The organism is Nonomuraea sp. ATR24, assembly GCF_041950485.1.
Lineage (GTDB): Bacteria > Actinomycetota > Actinomycetes > Streptosporangiales > Streptosporangiaceae > Nonomuraea > Nonomuraea ceibae.
In genome coordinates this window covers 101,166-117,828 of the sequence record NZ_JBGNUU010000016.1, presented here as the reverse complement: position 1 = coordinate 117,828, position 16,663 = coordinate 101,166, and the positions used below count along the sequence as shown (strand labels likewise).

Here is a 16,663-nt window from a genome sequence, read left to right as displayed (position 1 = left end):
CTTTTCCCGGACTTCGGCGACGGCCCGGCGCTAGGTTGGGCGCATGGATCTGATGCAGCGGGCCGGGGAGCTCAAGGGCGAGCTGTCGGAGTATGCGAGGTCGCCGAGGTTCCAGCGGGCCACCAGAAACATGATCCAGCGCGCGTTCCCCGACGGGGTCAGTGACGAGATGGTCTTCTCGACCGCTCTCGACGCCTTCGTCCTCACCGAACGCCTCGAAGGCGGCCAGACCGTCCTCAGCTCGTTCGCCGAGCGCTTCACCGGCGCGGACCGGGCGCTGCTGCTGTCGTGGGCCGACTACGTCCAGGGCGTGTTCGAGATCAAGGAGCCGTACGGCGACGACGGCGTCATCGCCGTCAACCACGTCGACGAGCTGACCTACCGGATCAGGTCCAACATGGGCGCCGAGGGCGTCGAACAGCTCACGCCCGGCGTCGTCATGGTCGGCGGCCTCGTGCCCGTCGGCGACGACTGGATGATCAGCGGCGCCGCGACGGCCTACTCCGCCGACGACGTCGCCGCCGTCCTCGCCGGCGTGCGCACCCTCCAGCTGCAGAACCCGCGCATGGTCTTCCGCAACCCGGACAAGCTCGCCCAGGCCCGCGCCCTCCAGGCGCGGCAGCGCGCCTCCTTCATCGACCTGTACGGCAGCGACCTGGTCATCGTCGCCGGCGACGCGGTCCAGGAGACGATCCTGGCCTTCTACCGCCACGACCACGAACGCAACGGCGGCGAGCCCGGCGCATGGCGTGAGCCCGAGCTGCCCGACCTCGGCCTGTCCGGCGCGCCCAGCCTCGCGGTCGTCTTCGACAAGGAGGAGGGGCTCAGCTTCTTCCCGGGCTTCGACCTCGCCCAGGCGGCGTTCGCCGACCCGTCGCTCCTGGTCCGGCGCCCGTACCGCGACGTGATCAGCGGCTACCTGCGCGGCGCCGACACCGGCCCCGGCATCCTGCGCCGCCTGGCCGCCCCGGACCCGGCCAAGGCCGACCAGGTCTTCCGCAAGCTGCTGAACAAGCCCGGCTTCTCCTGGCAGCGCGACGGCGAAGCCCTGCTGCGCAAGCACAAGCCCACCTGGTTCGACGCCCCGATCCTGCCCAGGGTGATCCCCCTGTAAGGACACAGGTTCACAGGGGAAGCGGGGCGCGTGAAGATCACCTCACGGGGTTCTTACCGAGAAGGGTGACACATGCGTAATCGAGTCTTCACCGCACTGGCCGCCGCCGTCGCGTTCGGGGGGCTGGCGGTGGTGCCGTCGGCGGCGCAGGCCGCCGAGAGCTGCCCGAAGGGCTACATCTGCTTCTACTACGGCTACAACCAGAGCGAGGGCATGTCGTACAAGACGAACCAGAACTGGAGCGGCAGCGTCTCCGCCCGGTCCTACTTCAACAACGCCTACGCGCAGGAGGGCTACGACCACGTCAACCTCACGGTCGCGTTCGTCGGGACGCGGTGCGTGCACTTCGGTGACCCGGACGGCAAGGGGAACATCTCGGCGCCGCCGGCCTCGATCCGTACGGTGACCAAGGTGACGTGGCGCGGGGAGTGCTAGACCCGCGCGTGTGAGGCGAAGTCCGTCAGGGCCGTGAGGAAGGCGCGGGGTTTGTCGTCGTGGATGACGTGCCTGGCGTCGATGCGGCGGTAGACGGTCTGGGGGGCGAGGTCGCGGACGCGGCGGGCGTCGTCGTCGTCCATCGCGCCGACGAGGCCGTGCTTGACGAAGCGGTTCCAGTTGGCGTGCATGAGGAGGACGGGGCCGCTCACTGCCCGGAGGGCGGCCTCGTGGGAGAAGTCGCCGTAGAAGCGGCCGTCGACGAACGCCCTGGCGAAGTCGGGGTCGAACATCGAGACCGCCCGGATCGTCTCGTCCAGGGAGCGCGGCAGCCAGCGGACGCCGAGGCTCGCGGGGCGGCCGGGGTGACGGCGGGCGTGCCGGGTGACCAGGCGGTCGAGGAGGTCGACGAACCGGTCGGGCATCCGGATGCTCTTGTCCTCGGCGATCGGGATGTCCTGGCGGAAGATGTCGGCCGGGCGGCCGTTCTCGGCGACCTCGGCGGTGTGGACGAGGCTGGCGTAGACCCAGCGGTCGCGGTCGCGGAAGCGCGGCATCTCGACCGAGAAGATCGGCGGGTCCTCCAGGACGGTGGCGGCGACCAGGTCGGGGACGTTGGCGGCGCACCACAGGGCGAGGACGCCGCCTGAGGAGTTGCCGCTGACGATCGCGGGCCTGCCGATGACGTCGCGCAGGAATCGCGCCAGGTCACCGCCGGCGGAGTCCCACGAGTAGTCGCCCGGGGTCCACGAGGAGGCTCCGTGGCCCCGGACGTCGACGGCGTAGACGGTGAAGCGGCGGGCGAGCTCGGGCATGACGCTGCGGTAGCTGCTCCACAGGCTCATCTGGCCGGGGATCAGCAGGAGCGGGACACCCGACTCGGGGCCGCGGACGTAGTTGATCAGCACGCCGTCGAGCTCGGCGGACTCCTGGCGGAAGCCGGACAGCGCGGCGGGCAGCGGCTCGCGCAGGCCGTGGTAGGGGTTCACCGGTGGGGTCACTGGTCCGGCTCGCTCTGCGCGGCGAGGACTCCGGTGGCGAACTGCCGGAACCTCTCGTTGTCGACGAGCGCGATGCCTTGCTTGGGGTCGACGAGGACGAGCAGCGTGTCGCCGGGCTCGATGCCGAGCAGGTCACGGGCGTCCTTGGGGATGACGATCTGACCCTTCTCGCTGATCTTCACGGTGCCCACGATGTACCGGCCGTCCGGCCCTTCGATCATTTTTCCGGTCATGGGTATGACTTTACCTACTTTTCCTACTTTCTGCACGCACCGCCGCCCCGGCCGGCACCCCCGCCGAGACCGTCGTCGGCAGGGGCAGCATCACCTCCACCCGCGTCCCCCGGCCAGGTTCGCCGGTGATGACGCAGATGCCGCCCAGTTCCGCCGCCCGCTCCCGCATCGAGGAGAGCCCGACGCCGGGCCGGTGGGACTCGGGCAGGCCACGCCCGTCGTCGGTGACGGTCACCCGCAGCACGCACCGTTCCCGGCGCAGCGTGACGGTGACGGTCTCGGCCTCGGCGTGCCGACGGATGTTGGTCAGCGCCTCCTGGACGATCCGGTAGACGGCCACCTCGACGGCCGCCGGCAGATCCGACAGCGCCCCCTCGACCCGCACCGGCACCTGCGGCCCCGCCAGCTCACGCAGCGCGCGGGCCAGGCCCAGATCGTCGAGCGCGGGCGGGCGCAGCCCGTGCACCAGCTCGCGGACGTCACCGGCCACCGCGTCCATGCCGGTACGCAGATCCTGCAGAAGGGCGTCGGCCGAATCGGGCGAGTCCTTGAGCCGGCTGCGCGCGATGTTGATGATCATCGCCATGCTCGACAGGCTCTGGCCGAGCCCGTCGTGCAGGTCGCGGCGCAGGCGGCGACGTTCCTCCTCGCGGGTGCTGAGGATCCGTTCGCGTGAGCGTTGCAGGTCGGCGGCCATGCGCACGGCGTGGGCCACGTCGGCGGCGTACGGGGCGAGCGTGGCCAGCACGCGCTCGTTGTGCGCGGCCGGGAAACGCCGCGGACCGGGCGCGCCCACCAGCAGACGGCCGACCTGCTCACCGTGCCAGACCAGCGGCACCCGCCGCGGCGCTGCGCCGACACGGCCGTTCTCGACGTAGCGCGGCTCGCCGTCGGCGACCTCGACGGCCACGCCCTCCACCGCCAGCCCGTCCTTCAGCACCGCGACGACCGACGTGAGCGCCTCGGCGGGATCACCGCGCCGGATCGCCTGGGTCAGCCGCTCGGCCAGCAGGGCGGGGTCACCGACCCTGCCGTACAGCATCCGGTCCACCAGCCGCTGCAACCACCGCCGCAACGGCTGGAAGAACGCCCCCGCGAACAGGGCCGAGGCCAGACCGGCGATCTGGTCGTACCCGGAGACCAGCACGGAGGAGACGGCGCCCACGCCGAAGTACACGGCGCTCACCACGACCAGCAGCCCGGCCGCCACGAACGTGCGGCTGACCACGGTGTCGATCCCGTACAACCGGTAACGCATCACCGCGAACGCCATCGCGACCGGGATCAGCGCCGCCCAGGTGATCGACAGCCACATCAGCTCCGGCACGGCCCCGCCCACGACCAGGAACACGATGTAGCCCGCGAAGGCGTACATCGGCCAGCCGATCTGCCGCCTGCCGACCGGGTCGGCCCGCCGCATCCGCAACGCCATCGAGCACGCGGCCAGCGCCATCGAGGTGTAGATGAGCGTCCACCCGGCCACGGTCATCACCTGCAGGTACGGGCCGAGCGCGGGCACCGCCAGCGGGTTGGTGATGACGACCGGGTACGGGTAGTCGGCGAGGGACGGGTCGGGGCGCACGACGGCGCGCAGGATGTTCAGGCTGAGCCCGGCGACGCTGAGGACGATGACCCAGCGCCAGCGCGGCGACAGCAGCCGGCCGTCGGGCGAGTAGAGCGGCAGCACGGCGGTGAGCGTCGCCCCGCAGATCCCCCACGGGATCAGCGTCGCGATCCGCAGCCAGCTCGACACCTCGTAGCGGCCGAGGTCGGCGTAGTGGAAGAGCAGCGCGTTGGTGATGTCACTGGCCGCGCCGGCGAGCCCGCCCAGGCACATGACCCACGCCATGCCGAGCTTGGGCCGGTGGAAGATCAGGACGGCGCCGACCACGGGGAACGCCAGGGCGGCGGCCGACTGCGGGGTCGCGGTCTGCGCCGGGGTCCACTCGGGCGGCAGTGACCGCCAGATCGCCAGCGCCGCGAGTTCGAGCAGCGGGGACAGCACCGCCAAGGTGACGGCCGCGGCCCGCGCTGCCACGATGGCGTTCCGAGCCATGCTGGTCCCTGCCTCTCCTGGAGCTGGACGCATTATGCACGGCTTCGTATTGATAAATCGTCATAAAAAGGTTGCTCACCTGCTGAACGACCTCATCGCCCCCCGCCCGTCCGACACCGCGACGCTCTTCTCCGACGCCAGCACCAGCTCGTCGCCCCCGTCACCGTCGTAGTCCCCGGCGGTCAGCGGCGACAGCCCGCGCCCCGCGCCGATCGGCCCCGCGTCCCGCAACCCCCCGGGACCACCCCGGAACAGGCGCGGCCCCGACGGCGTGTCGGGCCAGAACCCGCCGAAGGCCACGTCGTCGTCACCGTCGCCGTCGAAGTCGCCCGCCACCGCCCCGCCCTTGGCCCCGCGCAGGCTCTCGACGCGGCCGCCCGCGTAGTAGACGGTCAGGGTCCGGTCCACGCCCGGCGGCTCGGTCTCGAACCCGGGCTCGTTGTTGCGGCCGCCGTCGTCGCCGACCGCGACGTCCTCCCGGCCGTCGCCGTCGAAGTCGCCGAACGCCGACGCCATCCCCGCGTTCAGCCTGCGGACCGGCTCCCCCGGCCCCCGGACGAGCCGGCTCGCGACCTGCTCGCCGTCGTCGCCCTCGTACACGAGCAGCCCGGTACGGCGCCCTGCGCCGATCGGCCCGGCGGCCAGGCGCCAGAACTCCCCGCCTGACGGGGACGGCCGGGTCTCCTCGCGGGCCGGAACGCCCTCGCGCGTGAACGGGCCGTACAGCAGCACCAGGGCCGTGCGCCCCGAGGCCGGGGCCGCCACGTCGGCCACGCCGTCCCCGTCGAAGTCGCCGGTCACCGGGTGCAGCAGGCTCTTCCTGCCCACGCGCACGGGGACGAGGCCGACGCCCTGCGGGCCGCCCCAGAGGACGTGCGGGGCCATCTCCCCTTCGGGCGGGCCGCCGTGCACCACGACGTCGCCGTAGCCGTCGGCGTCGAGGTCGGCATGGACGCTCTGGCTGATCAGCCACACCCGGAACCGGTCGGCGGGCACGGACACGCGGGTGGCGGGGTCCAGGCCGGTACGGGAGCCGCGGACGACGTCGAGGCGGTCACCCGAGGCGAAGACCAGGTCGGCATAGCCGTCGCCGTCAAGGTCGCCGGGCCGGCCCCGGTCAACCGGCTCACCCGCCGACGGGCCGGACGAGGTCGCGGGCGGACCGGACGTGGTGGGCGGGCCGGGCGTCGCAGGACCGGACGTCGTGGGCGAGCCGGACGTCGTGGGCGGGCCGGACGTCACAGGCGGACCGGACGTCACAGGCGGGCCGGACGTGGCGGGCGGGTTGCGGGTCTCGGGCGGGGGTGCGCAGGCGGCGAGCGTCACCAGCAGCAGCACCGCGCCGACGACTCGCCTCATACCCGCCCATCGTACGGCTCAGGCGCCGTCGAAGGCCTGCGCCACCGCCAGGCTGTCCTCGTACACGTGGTGCCGCGTCACCAGCCCGTCCTCCACCGTGAGGTGGAGCGCGAACCTGGACCGGTAGGCGCGGCCGGTCGGGCGGGCGGTCTGGCGGATCTCCCCCAGCACGACCGCGTGCTCCCCGTCGACGAGCACCCGCTCGACCACCGTGGCGACCTCCTCGGGCACGTGGTGCTCGGCGATCTCCCGGTAGTGCGCCTCGGCGTCGGCGCGGGTGACGCGGTGGCGGATCCACGGGGTCGCGGCGCGGCCGTGTTCGGCCTCCGGCCAGTCGAGCTTCCAGTCGGCGTCGTCGGCGTACAGCTCCGCGATGCGCCGGGGGTCGCCCTCGCCGATCCTGCGCAGCAGCTCCTGGACGACGTCACGTGTGGACATGCGGTGCTTCCTCCCCGTTTGGACGACCTGGAAAGCCTGGCAGGGGCGCGGCCCGGGGCGCCATTACGTCGCAGGTAAGCGCCTTGACAATTTTATTTGTCGGTGAGACGCTCAGGGCATGGAGAACACAGTCACTTCCCAGGACGGCACCACCATCGCCTACACCCGCGTCGGCCACGGGCCGGCGGTCATCCTCGTCGACGGGGCGATGTGCCACCGCGCCTCCGGCCCCAACCCCGCGCTGGCGGCCGAGCTCGCCGGCAGCCACACGGTCTACACCTACGACCGGCGCGGGCGCGGCGGCAGCGGCGACACCGCGCCGTTCGCGGTCGAGCGCGAGATCGACGACCTCGCCACGCTGATCGAGGCGATCGGCGAGCCCGTCTTCCTGTACGGGATCTCGTCCGGCGCGGCGCTGGCCCTGGCCGCCACCGCCGCCGGGCTCCCGGTCACCAAGGTCGCCGTGTACGAGCCGCCGTTCGTGGTCGACGGCACCCGCGCTCCCATGCCCCACGACTACGAGGAGCGCATCCGCGGCTTCATCGCCGCCGGCCGCCCGGCCGACGCCATCCGCTACTTCATGCGCACGGGCGTCGGGCTGCCGGGCATCATGGTGGCCATGATGCGGCTCATGCCCGGCTGGTCCGGCATGAAGGCGATCGCCCACACGCTGGCCTACGACGCGGCGTTCGTGGCGCGCTTCGGGCAGGGCAAGCCGCTTCCCGAGCACGAGTGGGACGCGGTGAAGGTGCCCGCGCTGGTGATCGACGGCGGCAAGAGCCCGGCCTGGATCCGCAACGGCGCCGCCGACCTGGCCCGCGTGCTGCCCGACGCAGCCGCGCGCACCCTCGACGGCCAGACGCACCTGGTCAAGGCGCGCGCGCTGGCCCCCGTGCTGAAGGGCTTCTTCGCATGAGCTTCCGCACCACCGTCGAGCTGGCGGGCAGGACCGCGACGGGGTTCGAGGTGCCCGCCGGCATCGTGGAGGCGCTCTGCTCGGGCAGGCGGCCCGCCGTGACGGTCACGGTCAACGGCTACAGCTACCGCAGCACGGTCGCCGTCATGGGCGGGCGCTACCTGCTGCCGCTCAGCGCCGAGCACCGGCAGGGCGCCGGGGTGGCGGCGGGCGACGAGGTCGAGGTGACGCTGGAGCTCGACACCGCGCCGCGCGAGGTGGCGGTCCCCGGCGACCTGGCCGAGGCGCTCGGCCGGGCGCCGGAGGCGAAGGCGTTCTTCGACGGCCTGTCCTACTCCCGGCGGCGCCGGGTGGTCCTCCAGGTCGAGGGCGCCAAGAAGGCCGAGACCCGGCAGCGCCGCGTCGCCGACGCGATCACCAAGCTGGCCGCCGGCGAGGCGTGACCTCCCGGCCGGGCCGTGCCGGTGAGGCGGATCGGCCGTGCCGGTGAGGCCGCCTCGCTCTTGAGAGTGAGAGCCAGGATCGCCCCGGGCGGCGATCCTTTTCGCGGCGGGAAATCCGAGGATGGGGACGTCAACCAGCGCCTCCCCCAGGAGAAGATCATGCGGATCCGCCCCGCCTACCTCGCCGCGCCACTGCTCTCCACGGGCTACGGAATCCTGCGGCTCATCGACGGGATCGACGGCAGCCGAGGGCCGGGACCGGCCTGGACGGCCGGCCATCTGGCGTTCATGGGCGCACTGGTGCTCTTTGTCTACATATTTCGGGAAATGTGGCTGATGCTCGGGCGCAGCCGGGCCGCCACCGCCGTGCTCGTCGCCGGAGCGGCAGGGGCCGGGCTGGCGTTCGTCCAGTTCGCGATCGACGTCGTCGTGGGGTTCATGGCGGCCGACCACGAGGCGATGGGGCCGCTGTTCGACCAGGTGCAGGCGGTGCCGGGGGTGTCGTTGCTGGTCTACCAGGCCGGGCCGGTCCTCTTCTACGTCGCGCAGGTCGTGCTCGTGGCCATGCTCGCGGTCCGGCGCCAGGTGCCGGTCTGGGTTCCGGCGCTGGTGCTGGTCCAGGTGCTGCTGCCGTTCGTGTCGCTGGACCTGATCCCGCTGGGCGGGCTGCTCGCGCTGATCGCGTTCCTGCCGCTGGCGGTACGTGACCGGCGAGTCCCCGCACATGCCTGATCTTGCGCGAAACTGGGACATCGTGCCCGAACCTCCGCTCGTCACCGTGCTCCGCCGCCGCTATCGGGCGCTCCCCCAGCCGCTGCTGGACGTGGCCCTCACCGGCGCGATCACGCTGGCCCAGCTCTGGCCGCTGCTGTCGAGCACCAGCTACTTCGGGGTGCCGTGGTCCTGGTGGGGCTACGCGGTGGCGGTCGGCTCGTCGCTGCCGGTGCTGTGGCGCCGCCGCTTCCCGGTGACCGTGCTGGTGACGTCGCTGATCGTGAGCGGGCTGTACGACCTCGCCGACAGCGTGGCCGACCAGCCGATCTGGTACGGCTCCCTGGTCGCCCTCTACACCGTGGCCACGAGCTCGCCCCGCTGGGTCCGCGTCACCGCGCTCTGCCTCATGGCCGGTGGCATGTTCGCGCTGGTCGGCTCGTCGGAGACGGCCCTGCGCAGCACCGTGCTGTACGTGGCCGCGTACGCGATCGGCAGGGCGGCGGCCACGTCGCGCGCGCACGCGGCGGCGCTGGAGGAACGGGCCGCGAGGCTGGAAAGGGAGCGCGAGATGGAGGCCGAACGCGCGGCCGAACGCGAGCGGGCGCGGATCGCCCGCGACATGCACGACATCCTCGCCCACGCGGTCAGCCTCATGGTCGTGCAGGCGGAGGCGGGCCCGGTGGCGGTCAGGACCGACCCGGACCGCGCGGAGGCGGCGTTCGACGCGATCGCGGGGGCGGGCCGCGACGCGATGGTGCAGCTCAGGCGGATGCTCGGCGCGCTCAAGGAGGAGCAGGCGCCGCTCGCCCCCCAGCCCACACTCGACGAGCTGCCCGGCCTGGCGGACCAGGTGGCGGGCACGGGGCTGAAGGTCGCCTTCGAGACCACCGGTGAGCCGCGCCCGCTCCGGTCCGACTCGGCGGTCGCGGCGTACCGGATCACGCAGGAAGCGCTCACCAACATCGTCAAGCACGCCGGCGCGACCCGCGCGGACATCCGGCTCACCTGGGAGGACGACACCCTGATGATCGACATCACCGACGACGGCCGGGGCTCGGGCCGGGCCCTGCCCTCGGGCGGCAACGGGCTGATCGGCGTCCGCGAGCGCGCCGCCTCCTGTGGCGGCTCCGCTACGGCCGGGCCGCGCACCGACGGTCTCGGCTTCCGCGTCACCGCCCGGCTGCCGGCATGACGGTCCGGGTGGTCGTGGCCGACGACCAGGAGCTGGTCAGGGGCGGGTTCGCGATGATCCTGGCCGCGCAGCCCGACATCGACGTGGTGGCCGAGGCCGGCGACGGCGTCGAGGCGGTGGCGGCGGTGCGCGAGCACGCGCCCGACGTGCTGCTGCTCGACATCCGCATGCCCCGGATGGACGGCATCGAGGCGGCCCGGATCGTGTGCGCCGAGACGGCCTGCCGGGTGCTCATGCTGACGACGTTCGACCTGGACGACTACGTGTTCGACGCGTTGCGGGCGGGGGCCAGCGGGTTCCTGCTCAAGGACGTGCGCCGCGACGACCTGGTGAACGCGGTGCGGGTGGTCGCCGGTGGCGAGTCGCTGCTCGCGCCGGCGGTCACCACGCGGCTGATCCACGAGTTCACCTCGCGACCGGCGGCCAGGCCGGGCGCCGCTCCCGGGGCGCTGGACGTGCTGACGGCCAGGGAGCGCGAGACGCTGCAGCTGATCGCGCGCGGCCTGTCCAACGCGGAGATCGCGCGGACGCTGGTGGTCAGCGAGCACACGGTGAAGACGCACGTCAGCAACCTGCTGACCAAGCTCGGGCTGCGTGACCGGGTGCAGGCGGTGATCGCCGCGTACGAGTCGGGGCTGGCCGTGCCGGGAGCGTAACGGACCCGCGGACGGGTAGGCGGGCTCGTATGAGTGAGGGCTTCGAGACGGACATGCTCTGGGACGAGTTCCATCGGGTGGTCAACATGAACTCCGAGGAGCTGCGTTCCTACCTGCTGGCCGACGCCTCGGGCGAGGACGGTTTCAGCGCCGATCCCGACCTGGGCATCGACGAGCTCGGCAGGGGCGTGCTGCACGTGCTGAGCAAGCGGAAGATGGACCTGACCGACGCCGACCGCGACGTGATGCGCCGGGTGGTCGAGCTGGTGGAGACGGTCGGCAACAAGAGCGACGACCAGGCGCGGCACATGCTGATGTCCGCGGGGCACGACCCGCTGCGGGCATAGGCGATGATCCAGCCGCAGGACTGGATCGCGGGCTACCTGCGGGCCTGGGAGTCCAACGATCCGGACGAGATCGCCGCCCTCTTCATCGAGGACGCGGTGTACTACAACGAGCCGTACAGCATGCCGGTGCGCGGCCGGGACGCGATCGTCTCCAACTGGCTGGCCAGGCAGGACAGGCCAGGTGAGACGACGTTCCAGTGGCATCCGGTGTGCGTGACGGCCGAGGTGAGCGTCATCCAAGGCGTCACGACATATCCGGACAAGACGTACAGCAACCTCTGGGTGATCCGGTTCGTTCCCGACGGCAGGTGCCGGGAATTCACCGAATGGTGGATGGAGCATGACATCAGGTGATGCAATGAGCCGACGACCATCCGAGGAGGCCCGTTGAGAGACAACCTCGACCTCGCCGCGAGCGCCCAGCAGCTCGCCGACGCCGCGCCGGCCGGTTCGCTGGACCGGGCGGCGGCGAAGTCCGTGGCGATCACGCTGGCGACGACCCGCGACATCGCGCAGGCCAGGCAGACCCTGGACGGGGTCACGCCCGACGACGTGCGGCAGGCGGCGCTGGCCCTGTTCGAGCGCATCTCAGCGGACTGATCCCCCGAGCCGCGTCAGCCCGGGCCTGATCGGCGCCGGGCCTTCCGTCATGTCCCGGCCAGGTGCGCGACCAGGCGCCGGACCTGCTCGGCGTAGTGGCCGGCGAACTCCGGCGATTCCGGGTCGAGGCCGGTGGCGGCCCTGACGACCTGCGGGAACGTGATGCCGGCCGCCGCCATCGCGAACAGCGCCACCAGCACCGCCGCCGGGTCGAGGTCGGCGGGCAGCTCCCCCGCCTCCTGCCGCCGGCGCAGTTGCTCGACGTCGCGGCGCAGGTCGTCGGCGAAGCCCGGGTCGGGCGGGGCGTCGTCCGTGAGCCCCTGCCAGGCCATCAGCCTGCCGTAGTCGCGCCGCTCGGCGTTGGCCCGCACGTAGCCCGCCGCGAGCTCGCCCAGCGTGGCGCCCCGGTCGGCGAACGCGCTCTCCTCACGCTGCCAGCTCGCGCTGAGCGCCTGGTAAAGGCCCTCTTTTCCGCCGAAGTAGTAAGAGATGAGCTGCTTGTTCATCCCCGCTCTGGCGGCGATCTCGCCGACCCTCGCCCCGGCGAACCCCTTGGCCGCGAACTCCTCCAGCGCCGCCTGAAGGATGCGGGCCTTGGTCCGCTCGGGGTCGCGCTGCTTCTCCTCGGGTGCTCGCCTCATACCGGCCCACTTTATCATCCATCCGTTTGGTTGACAGTTTCATCCGTACGGGTGATAGTTGCGGCATGACGAACGACATCGCGATCATCGGCGGCGGCATCGGCGGGCTCTGCCTGGCGCACGGACTGCGCAAGGCGGGCCTCGACGTGACGGTCTACGAGCGGGACCGCACCCCGGCCGACCGGCTGCAGGGCTACCGGGTGCACATCGACCCCCACGGCGCGCGGGCGCTGCGCGACTGCCTGCCGCCCCACCTGTGGCAGGCGTTCCTGGACACGACCGGGCAGGGCGGCCAGGACTTCGGCTTCCTCACCGAACAGCTCGACCTGCTCGCGCTCATCGAGACCCCGCCCGCCGCCGACCCGGCCGACGACCACCACTCGGTCAGCCGCATCACGCTCAGGCAGGTGCTGCTGTCGGACCTGGACGACGTCGTACGGTTCGGCAGGGCGTACGAGAGGTACGAACGGCTGCCCGACGGACGGGTCAGGCTGTTCTTCGCCGACGGCGCCAGCGAGACGGCCGGGATCGTGGTGGCGGCCGACGGCGGCAACTCGCGGGTGCGCAGGCAGTATCTGCCGCACGCGCGGCGGGTCGACACCGGCATCACCACGGTCGCCGGCAAGTTCCCGCTCACCGAGCGGACGCGGCGGCTGCTGAGTCCCCGGCTGGTCGACGGGCCCAACAACGTGATCCCGCCGTCGGGCCTGGGCCTGTTCTGCGCCCCGCACGACCTGAGCGACGCGCCCGCCACCGGCATCGGGCGCACCGAGCAGGAGGGTGCGCTGATGGACAACGGCAGCAGCTACATCCTGTGGGCGGTCGGCGCGGCCCTCGACCGCTTCCCGGGCGACATTTCAGAAATGTCCGGCCAGCAGCTCCGCGACGCCGTCTCCGCCATGATCACCTCCTGGCACCCCGACCTGCGCCGCCTCGTCGCCGACTCGGACCCCGACACGGTCTCGCTGCTGCCGATCCGCACGTCGGTCCCCGTCGACGCCTGGGAGCCGTCCACCATCACCCTGCTCGGCGACGCCATCCACAGCATGACCCCGATGCGCGGCATCGGCGCCAACACCGCCCTGCGCGACGCCCGCCTCCTGGCCCAGGCACTCGCCGGTGGCGGCGACCCCGTCCAGGCCATCGGACGTTACGAGGCGGAGATGCGCGGGTACGGTTTCACCGCCGTGCGCGACTCGCTGCGCGCGGCCGAGCAGTTCGTCGGCGGCGGCCGGCTGGCCCGCTTCGGCTTCAAGACCTTCCTGCGCACGGTCCAGCGGGTTCCGTCGCTCAAGGCCAAGGTCTTCGCCTGACTGCGGGGAGCGCACTGTAGCGGGTCGGGTACGCTCCGGGTGACGGGCGCCCGGCGCGACAGGCGATCTTCCGCAATGTCGGCGGATAAGCCAGTCTGGGGACAGCTACCGTCGCAACATGAGGAGACCAGTGGCCGATCCCGTCAAGCTAGAGACGCGGGGCAGCGATTTCGCCAGACTCGCCACCAAGATCACCGAAGCCGGGCTTCTGGACCGGCGTCCCGTCTATTACGCGGTCAGGATCAGCCTCGTCATGGGCGCCTATCTGGGCGGCTGGGGGCTGTTCGTCTGGGTCGGCGACTCCTGGCTGCAGCTTCTCGTCGCCGTCCTCATGGCCGTGGTCTTCACCCAGATCGGGTTCGTCGCCCACGACATCGGCCACCGGCAGGTGTTCCGCACCCGGCGGGCCAGTGACATGGCCGGGCTGCTGATCGGCAACCTCGCCATCGGCCTCGGCTGGGGGTGGTGGAACACCAAGCACAACCGCCACCACGCCAACCCCAACCACGAGGACCACGACCCCGACGTCTCCCCCGCGGTCATCGTCTGGTCGGAGGACCAGGTGGCCAGGAGTGTCGGGCTGCCCAAGTTCATCGCCAAGTGGCAGGCCTACTGGTTCTTCCCGCTGCTCACGCTGGAGGCCTGGCACCTGCACGTGGCCAGCGTGAAGGCCGTGTTCAAGCCGACGACCAAGCGCCGGGGCATGGAGGGCGCGCTACTGCTGGCGCACTTCGCGCTCTACTTCGGCCTCGTCTTCGCCGTGCTGCCGTTCTGGATGGCGGTGGCCTTCCTGGTCGTGCACCAGGGCGTGTTCGGCGTCTACCTGGGCTGCTCGTTCGCGCCCAACCACAAGGGGATGCCGATCCTCACCGCCGAGGACAAGCTCGACTTCCTGCGCAAGCAGGTGCTCACCTCGCGCAACGTCAAGGGCGGGCTGCTCACCGACATCGGGCTGGGCCAGCTCAACTACCAGATCGAGCACCACCTGTTCCCCAACATGCCGGCCCCCAACCTGCGCAAGGCGCAGCCGATCGTCCAGCGCTACTGCGCGGAGATCGGGGTCAGCTATCTGGAGACGGGCCTGTTCAGGTCGTACGGCCAGGCTCTCCAGCACCTGCACGAGGTCGGCGCGGCGCTGAGGTGATCAGCCCTGCTCCAGGCGCCGGCGCAGGGCCTCCCTGCGCTGCTCCAGCTCGGCGATGATCTCGGCCTGCTCGTCCGCCTGGGCGATCTGGGCCGAGATCTCGAACTGGTCGGTGGCGCCCTGGTCGCGGATCTGGTCGCGCTGCTCCTGGTTGTCCCGCTTCAGCTTCGCCAGCTCCTCGTCGAGTCGGGCGAGCTCGTCCTCTGTGCTCATCTTCCGCACCTACCCAGCGACCGGCCCGGGTCACGTCCCGTACAGAATGGGAGACATGCGGAGGAGCACCATCGTCTCGGTGGCCGCGGTGGCGATCACGCTGCTCGGCGTCCTGGCCGCCTGGATCATCCGGGCCGACCAGCAGCCGAACGTGCTCGACGTGGTGCTGCCGCTGATCACGGCGGCCGGGGTGCTGCTGCGCAAGCGCTACCCGGTGCTGACGCTGATCGTGGTGTCGGCCGCCGTGGTGGCCTACTACCCGTTCGCCCGGCTGGACGGGCCGCTCATCTTCGTGCCGTTCCTGATGCTCTACACCGCGGCCGACCACGGGCACCTCACCGCGGCCATCACCACCGGGTCGGCGTCGCTGCTGCTCATGGGGCTCGGCGAGACCGGTGACGTGCGGCACGTCGACGACAGCGCGCTGGCGATGATCGCGGGCTGGGTGGTGGCGGCCATCGCGGCGGGCAGCGTGAGCCGCAACCGCCGCGCCTACCTCGCGGAGGCCGACCGCCGGGTGCGCGAGGCCGAGCACGGGCGTGAGGAGGAGGCCAGGCGGCGGGCCGGCGAGGAACGGCTGCGCATCGCCAGGGAGCTGCACGACGTGCTCGGGCACAACGTCTCGATGATCAACGTGCAGGCGTCGGCGGCGCTGCACGGGCTGAAGAAGCGGCCGGAGGACGCCGAGGCGGCGCTGCGCGCGATCAAGGACACCAGCAAGGAGACGCTGCGCGAGCTGCGCACCACGCTGGGGGTGCTGCGCCAGGTGGACGAGGACGCGCCGACCGCGCCCGCCGACAGCCTGGGCCGCATCGACGCGCTGGTGGCGGCGTCGGGGCTGGAGGTGCGGACCGAGCTGTCGGGGCCGCTGGACGAGGTGCCGGTCGAGGTGGACCTCGCGGCGACGCGGATCATCCGCGAGGCGCTGACGAACGTGTCACGGCACTCCGGGACGAAGGCGGCGACACTCTCCGTCAGCAACACGTCCGGAAATATCCTGATCCGCGTGGAGGATGATGGACCGGGGGCCGTGTTCACCGAGGGCAGCGGCTACGGGCTGCAGGGGATGCGCGAGCGCGCCACGGCCCTGGGCGGCAGGCTCGACGCCGGCCCCCGCCCCGAGGGCGGCTTCCGGGTCGTCGCCGAACTACCCCTGAACGGAGCCACATGATCCGCACGCTGCTGGCCGACGACCAGACCCTGGTACGGGCCGGCTTCCGGTCCATCCTCAGCGACGAGGACGACATCGAGGTCGTCGCCGAGGCCGCCAACGGCACGCAGGCCGTGACCCTGGCCCGCGAGACCCGGCCGGACGTGGTGCTCATGGACATCCGCATGCCCGAGCTCGACGGCCTGGAGGCCACCCGCCAGATCGTCACCGACCCCCGGCTGGACGAGGTCAAGGTCATCATCCTGACCACGTTCGACCTCGACGACTACGTCTACGGCGCGCTGCGCTCCGGGGCCAGCGGCTTCCTGGTCAAGGACACCGAGCCGGCCGAGCTGATCCACGCCGTCCGGGTCGTGGCCAGGGGCGACGCGCTGATCGCGCCGTCGATCACCCGGCGGCTGATCGCCGAGTTCGCCGGCCGCGTCAAGCGCCCCGAGCCCGGCCCCGAGCTCAACTCCCTCACCGAGCGCGAACGCGAGGTCATGAGCCTGGTCGCGGGCGGCCTGTCGAACGACGAGATCGCCGCCCGGCTCGTGCTGAGCCCCGCGACGGCCAAGACGCACGTCAGCCGCATCATGACCAAGCTCGGCGTGCGCGACCGGGCCCAGCTCGTGGTCCTCGCCTACGAGGCCGGCATGATCACCCCGGGCTGGCTTACAACCTGAGGTGTACGCCGC

21 protein-coding genes are annotated in these 16,663 nt (G+C 71.9%); 14 read left to right on the top strand and 7 right to left on the bottom strand.

The window, feature by feature from the left end:
• Positions 1–43 precede the first annotated feature (43 nt).
• Together ACBI99_RS32450 and ACBI99_RS32445 are read left to right on the top strand one after the other, a co-directional pair.
• The gene (locus ACBI99_RS32450) at positions 44–1,114 is read left to right on the top strand and encodes a hypothetical protein (RefSeq protein ID WP_375074207.1); all 1,071 of its coding nucleotides are present in this window, start codon (positions 44–46) and stop codon (positions 1,112–1,114) included.
• Positions 1,115–1,186: 72 nt separating this feature from the next.
• Positions 1,187–1,549 (top strand): peptidase inhibitor family I36 protein, encoded by a 363-nt coding sequence (locus ACBI99_RS32445; RefSeq protein ID WP_357585971.1) that lies wholly within the window; start codon positions 1,187–1,189, stop codon positions 1,547–1,549.
• On the opposite strand, the gene ACBI99_RS32440 is transcribed toward ACBI99_RS32445, so the two are convergent.
• The 5 genes from ACBI99_RS32440 to ACBI99_RS32420 form a co-directional block, all read right to left on the bottom strand.
• Complete coding sequence (locus ACBI99_RS32440) at positions 1,546–2,550, bottom strand: alpha/beta hydrolase (RefSeq protein ID WP_375074206.1); 1,005 nt, start codon at positions 2,548–2,550, stop codon at positions 1,546–1,548. The genes ACBI99_RS32445 and ACBI99_RS32440 overlap by 4 nt on opposite strands.
• The gene (locus ACBI99_RS32435; protein ID WP_375074205.1) at positions 2,547–2,783 is read right to left on the bottom strand and encodes an AbrB/MazE/SpoVT family DNA-binding domain-containing protein; all 237 of its coding nucleotides are present in this window, start codon (positions 2,781–2,783) and stop codon (positions 2,547–2,549) included. Before ACBI99_RS32435 ends, ACBI99_RS32440 begins: the two co-directional genes overlap by 4 nt.
• Positions 2,784–2,793: 10 nt before the next feature.
• Positions 2,794–4,839, bottom strand: coding sequence for a sensor histidine kinase (locus tag ACBI99_RS32430; RefSeq protein ID WP_375074204.1), 2,046 nt, complete (start codon positions 4,837–4,839; stop codon positions 2,794–2,796).
• A 75-nt stretch (positions 4,840–4,914) separates the two neighbouring features.
• Positions 4,915–6,198 (bottom strand): FG-GAP and VCBS repeat-containing protein, encoded by a 1,284-nt coding sequence (locus ACBI99_RS32425; RefSeq protein WP_375074203.1) that lies wholly within the window; start codon positions 6,196–6,198, stop codon positions 4,915–4,917.
• An 18-nt stretch (positions 6,199–6,216) separates the two neighbouring features.
• Positions 6,217–6,636 carry a nuclear transport factor 2 family protein gene (locus tag ACBI99_RS32420; protein ID WP_219506419.1) on the bottom strand — a complete coding sequence of 140 codons (420 nt, stop codon included), beginning with the start codon at positions 6,634–6,636 and terminating at the stop codon, positions 6,217–6,219.
• Positions 6,637–6,754: 118 nt separating this feature from the next.
• Here ACBI99_RS32420 and ACBI99_RS32415 point away from each other — a divergent pair, with 118 nt between their 5' ends.
• The 8 genes from ACBI99_RS32415 (at position 6,755) to ACBI99_RS32380 (ending at position 11,504) form a co-directional block, all read left to right on the top strand.
• On the top strand, positions 6,755–7,552 hold the full coding sequence (locus tag ACBI99_RS32415) for an alpha/beta fold hydrolase (protein ID WP_375074202.1): 798 nt from the start codon (positions 6,755–6,757) through the stop codon (positions 7,550–7,552).
• Complete coding sequence (locus tag ACBI99_RS32410; RefSeq protein WP_375074201.1) at positions 7,549–7,995, top strand: YdeI/OmpD-associated family protein; 447 nt, start codon at positions 7,549–7,551, stop codon at positions 7,993–7,995. Before ACBI99_RS32415 ends, ACBI99_RS32410 begins: the two co-directional genes overlap by 4 nt.
• Positions 7,996–8,154: 159 nt before the next feature.
• The gene (locus ACBI99_RS32405) at positions 8,155–8,727 is read left to right on the top strand and encodes a hypothetical protein (protein ID WP_357591413.1); all 573 of its coding nucleotides are present in this window, start codon (positions 8,155–8,157) and stop codon (positions 8,725–8,727) included.
• Positions 8,728–8,749: 22 nt separating this feature from the next.
• Positions 8,750–9,901, top strand: a complete 1,152-nt coding sequence (locus tag ACBI99_RS32400) for a sensor histidine kinase (protein WP_375074200.1) — start codon at positions 8,750–8,752, stop codon at positions 9,899–9,901.
• A complete protein-coding gene (locus tag ACBI99_RS32395; RefSeq protein ID WP_375074199.1) occupies positions 9,898–10,557 on the top strand; it encodes a response regulator in 660 nt (219 codons plus the stop codon). Before ACBI99_RS32400 ends, ACBI99_RS32395 begins: the two co-directional genes overlap by 4 nt.
• Positions 10,558–10,586: 29 nt before the next feature.
• Positions 10,587–10,904: a DUF3140 domain-containing protein gene (locus ACBI99_RS32390; protein ID WP_219506400.1), complete on the top strand. Its 318-nt coding sequence runs from the start codon at positions 10,587–10,589 to the stop codon at positions 10,902–10,904.
• Positions 10,905–10,907: 3 nt separating this feature from the next.
• A complete protein-coding gene (locus ACBI99_RS32385) occupies positions 10,908–11,258 on the top strand; it encodes a nuclear transport factor 2 family protein (protein WP_375074198.1) in 351 nt (116 codons plus the stop codon).
• 33 nt (positions 11,259–11,291) lie between these two features.
• Positions 11,292–11,504, top strand: a complete 213-nt coding sequence (locus tag ACBI99_RS32380) for a hypothetical protein (RefSeq protein WP_219506397.1) — start codon at positions 11,292–11,294, stop codon at positions 11,502–11,504.
• A 47-nt stretch (positions 11,505–11,551) separates the two neighbouring features.
• Here the strand turns inward: ACBI99_RS32380 and ACBI99_RS32375 are convergent, their stop codons facing one another.
• A complete protein-coding gene (locus tag ACBI99_RS32375; protein ID WP_219506388.1) occupies positions 11,552–12,145 on the bottom strand; it encodes a TetR/AcrR family transcriptional regulator in 594 nt (197 codons plus the stop codon).
• A 65-nt stretch (positions 12,146–12,210) separates the two neighbouring features.
• Here ACBI99_RS32375 and ACBI99_RS32370 point away from each other — a divergent pair, with 65 nt between their 5' ends.
• Both ACBI99_RS32370 and ACBI99_RS32365 read left to right on the top strand, forming a co-directional pair.
• A complete protein-coding gene (locus tag ACBI99_RS32370) occupies positions 12,211–13,458 on the top strand; it encodes an FAD-dependent oxidoreductase (protein WP_375074197.1) in 1,248 nt (415 codons plus the stop codon).
• Positions 13,459–13,576: 118 nt separating this feature from the next.
• A complete protein-coding gene (locus tag ACBI99_RS32365) occupies positions 13,577–14,602 on the top strand; it encodes an acyl-CoA desaturase (RefSeq protein WP_219506384.1) in 1,026 nt (341 codons plus the stop codon).
• On the opposite strand, the gene ACBI99_RS32360 is transcribed toward ACBI99_RS32365, so the two are convergent.
• The gene (locus ACBI99_RS32360; RefSeq protein WP_219506382.1) at positions 14,603–14,815 is read right to left on the bottom strand and encodes a hypothetical protein; all 213 of its coding nucleotides are present in this window, start codon (positions 14,813–14,815) and stop codon (positions 14,603–14,605) included. It lies immediately after the preceding gene.
• 55 nt (positions 14,816–14,870) lie between these two features.
• Here ACBI99_RS32360 and ACBI99_RS32355 point away from each other — a divergent pair, with 55 nt between their 5' ends.
• Entirely contained in the window at positions 14,871–15,986 is a 1,116-nt protein-coding gene (locus tag ACBI99_RS32355; protein ID WP_219506380.1) for a sensor histidine kinase, read from the top strand.
• Positions 15,983–16,651 (top strand): response regulator transcription factor, encoded by a 669-nt coding sequence (locus ACBI99_RS32350; RefSeq protein ID WP_219506378.1) that lies wholly within the window; start codon positions 15,983–15,985, stop codon positions 16,649–16,651. The genes ACBI99_RS32355 and ACBI99_RS32350 overlap by 4 nt, the downstream gene beginning before the upstream one ends.
• The last annotated feature ends 12 nt before the right edge of the window (positions 16,652–16,663 follow it).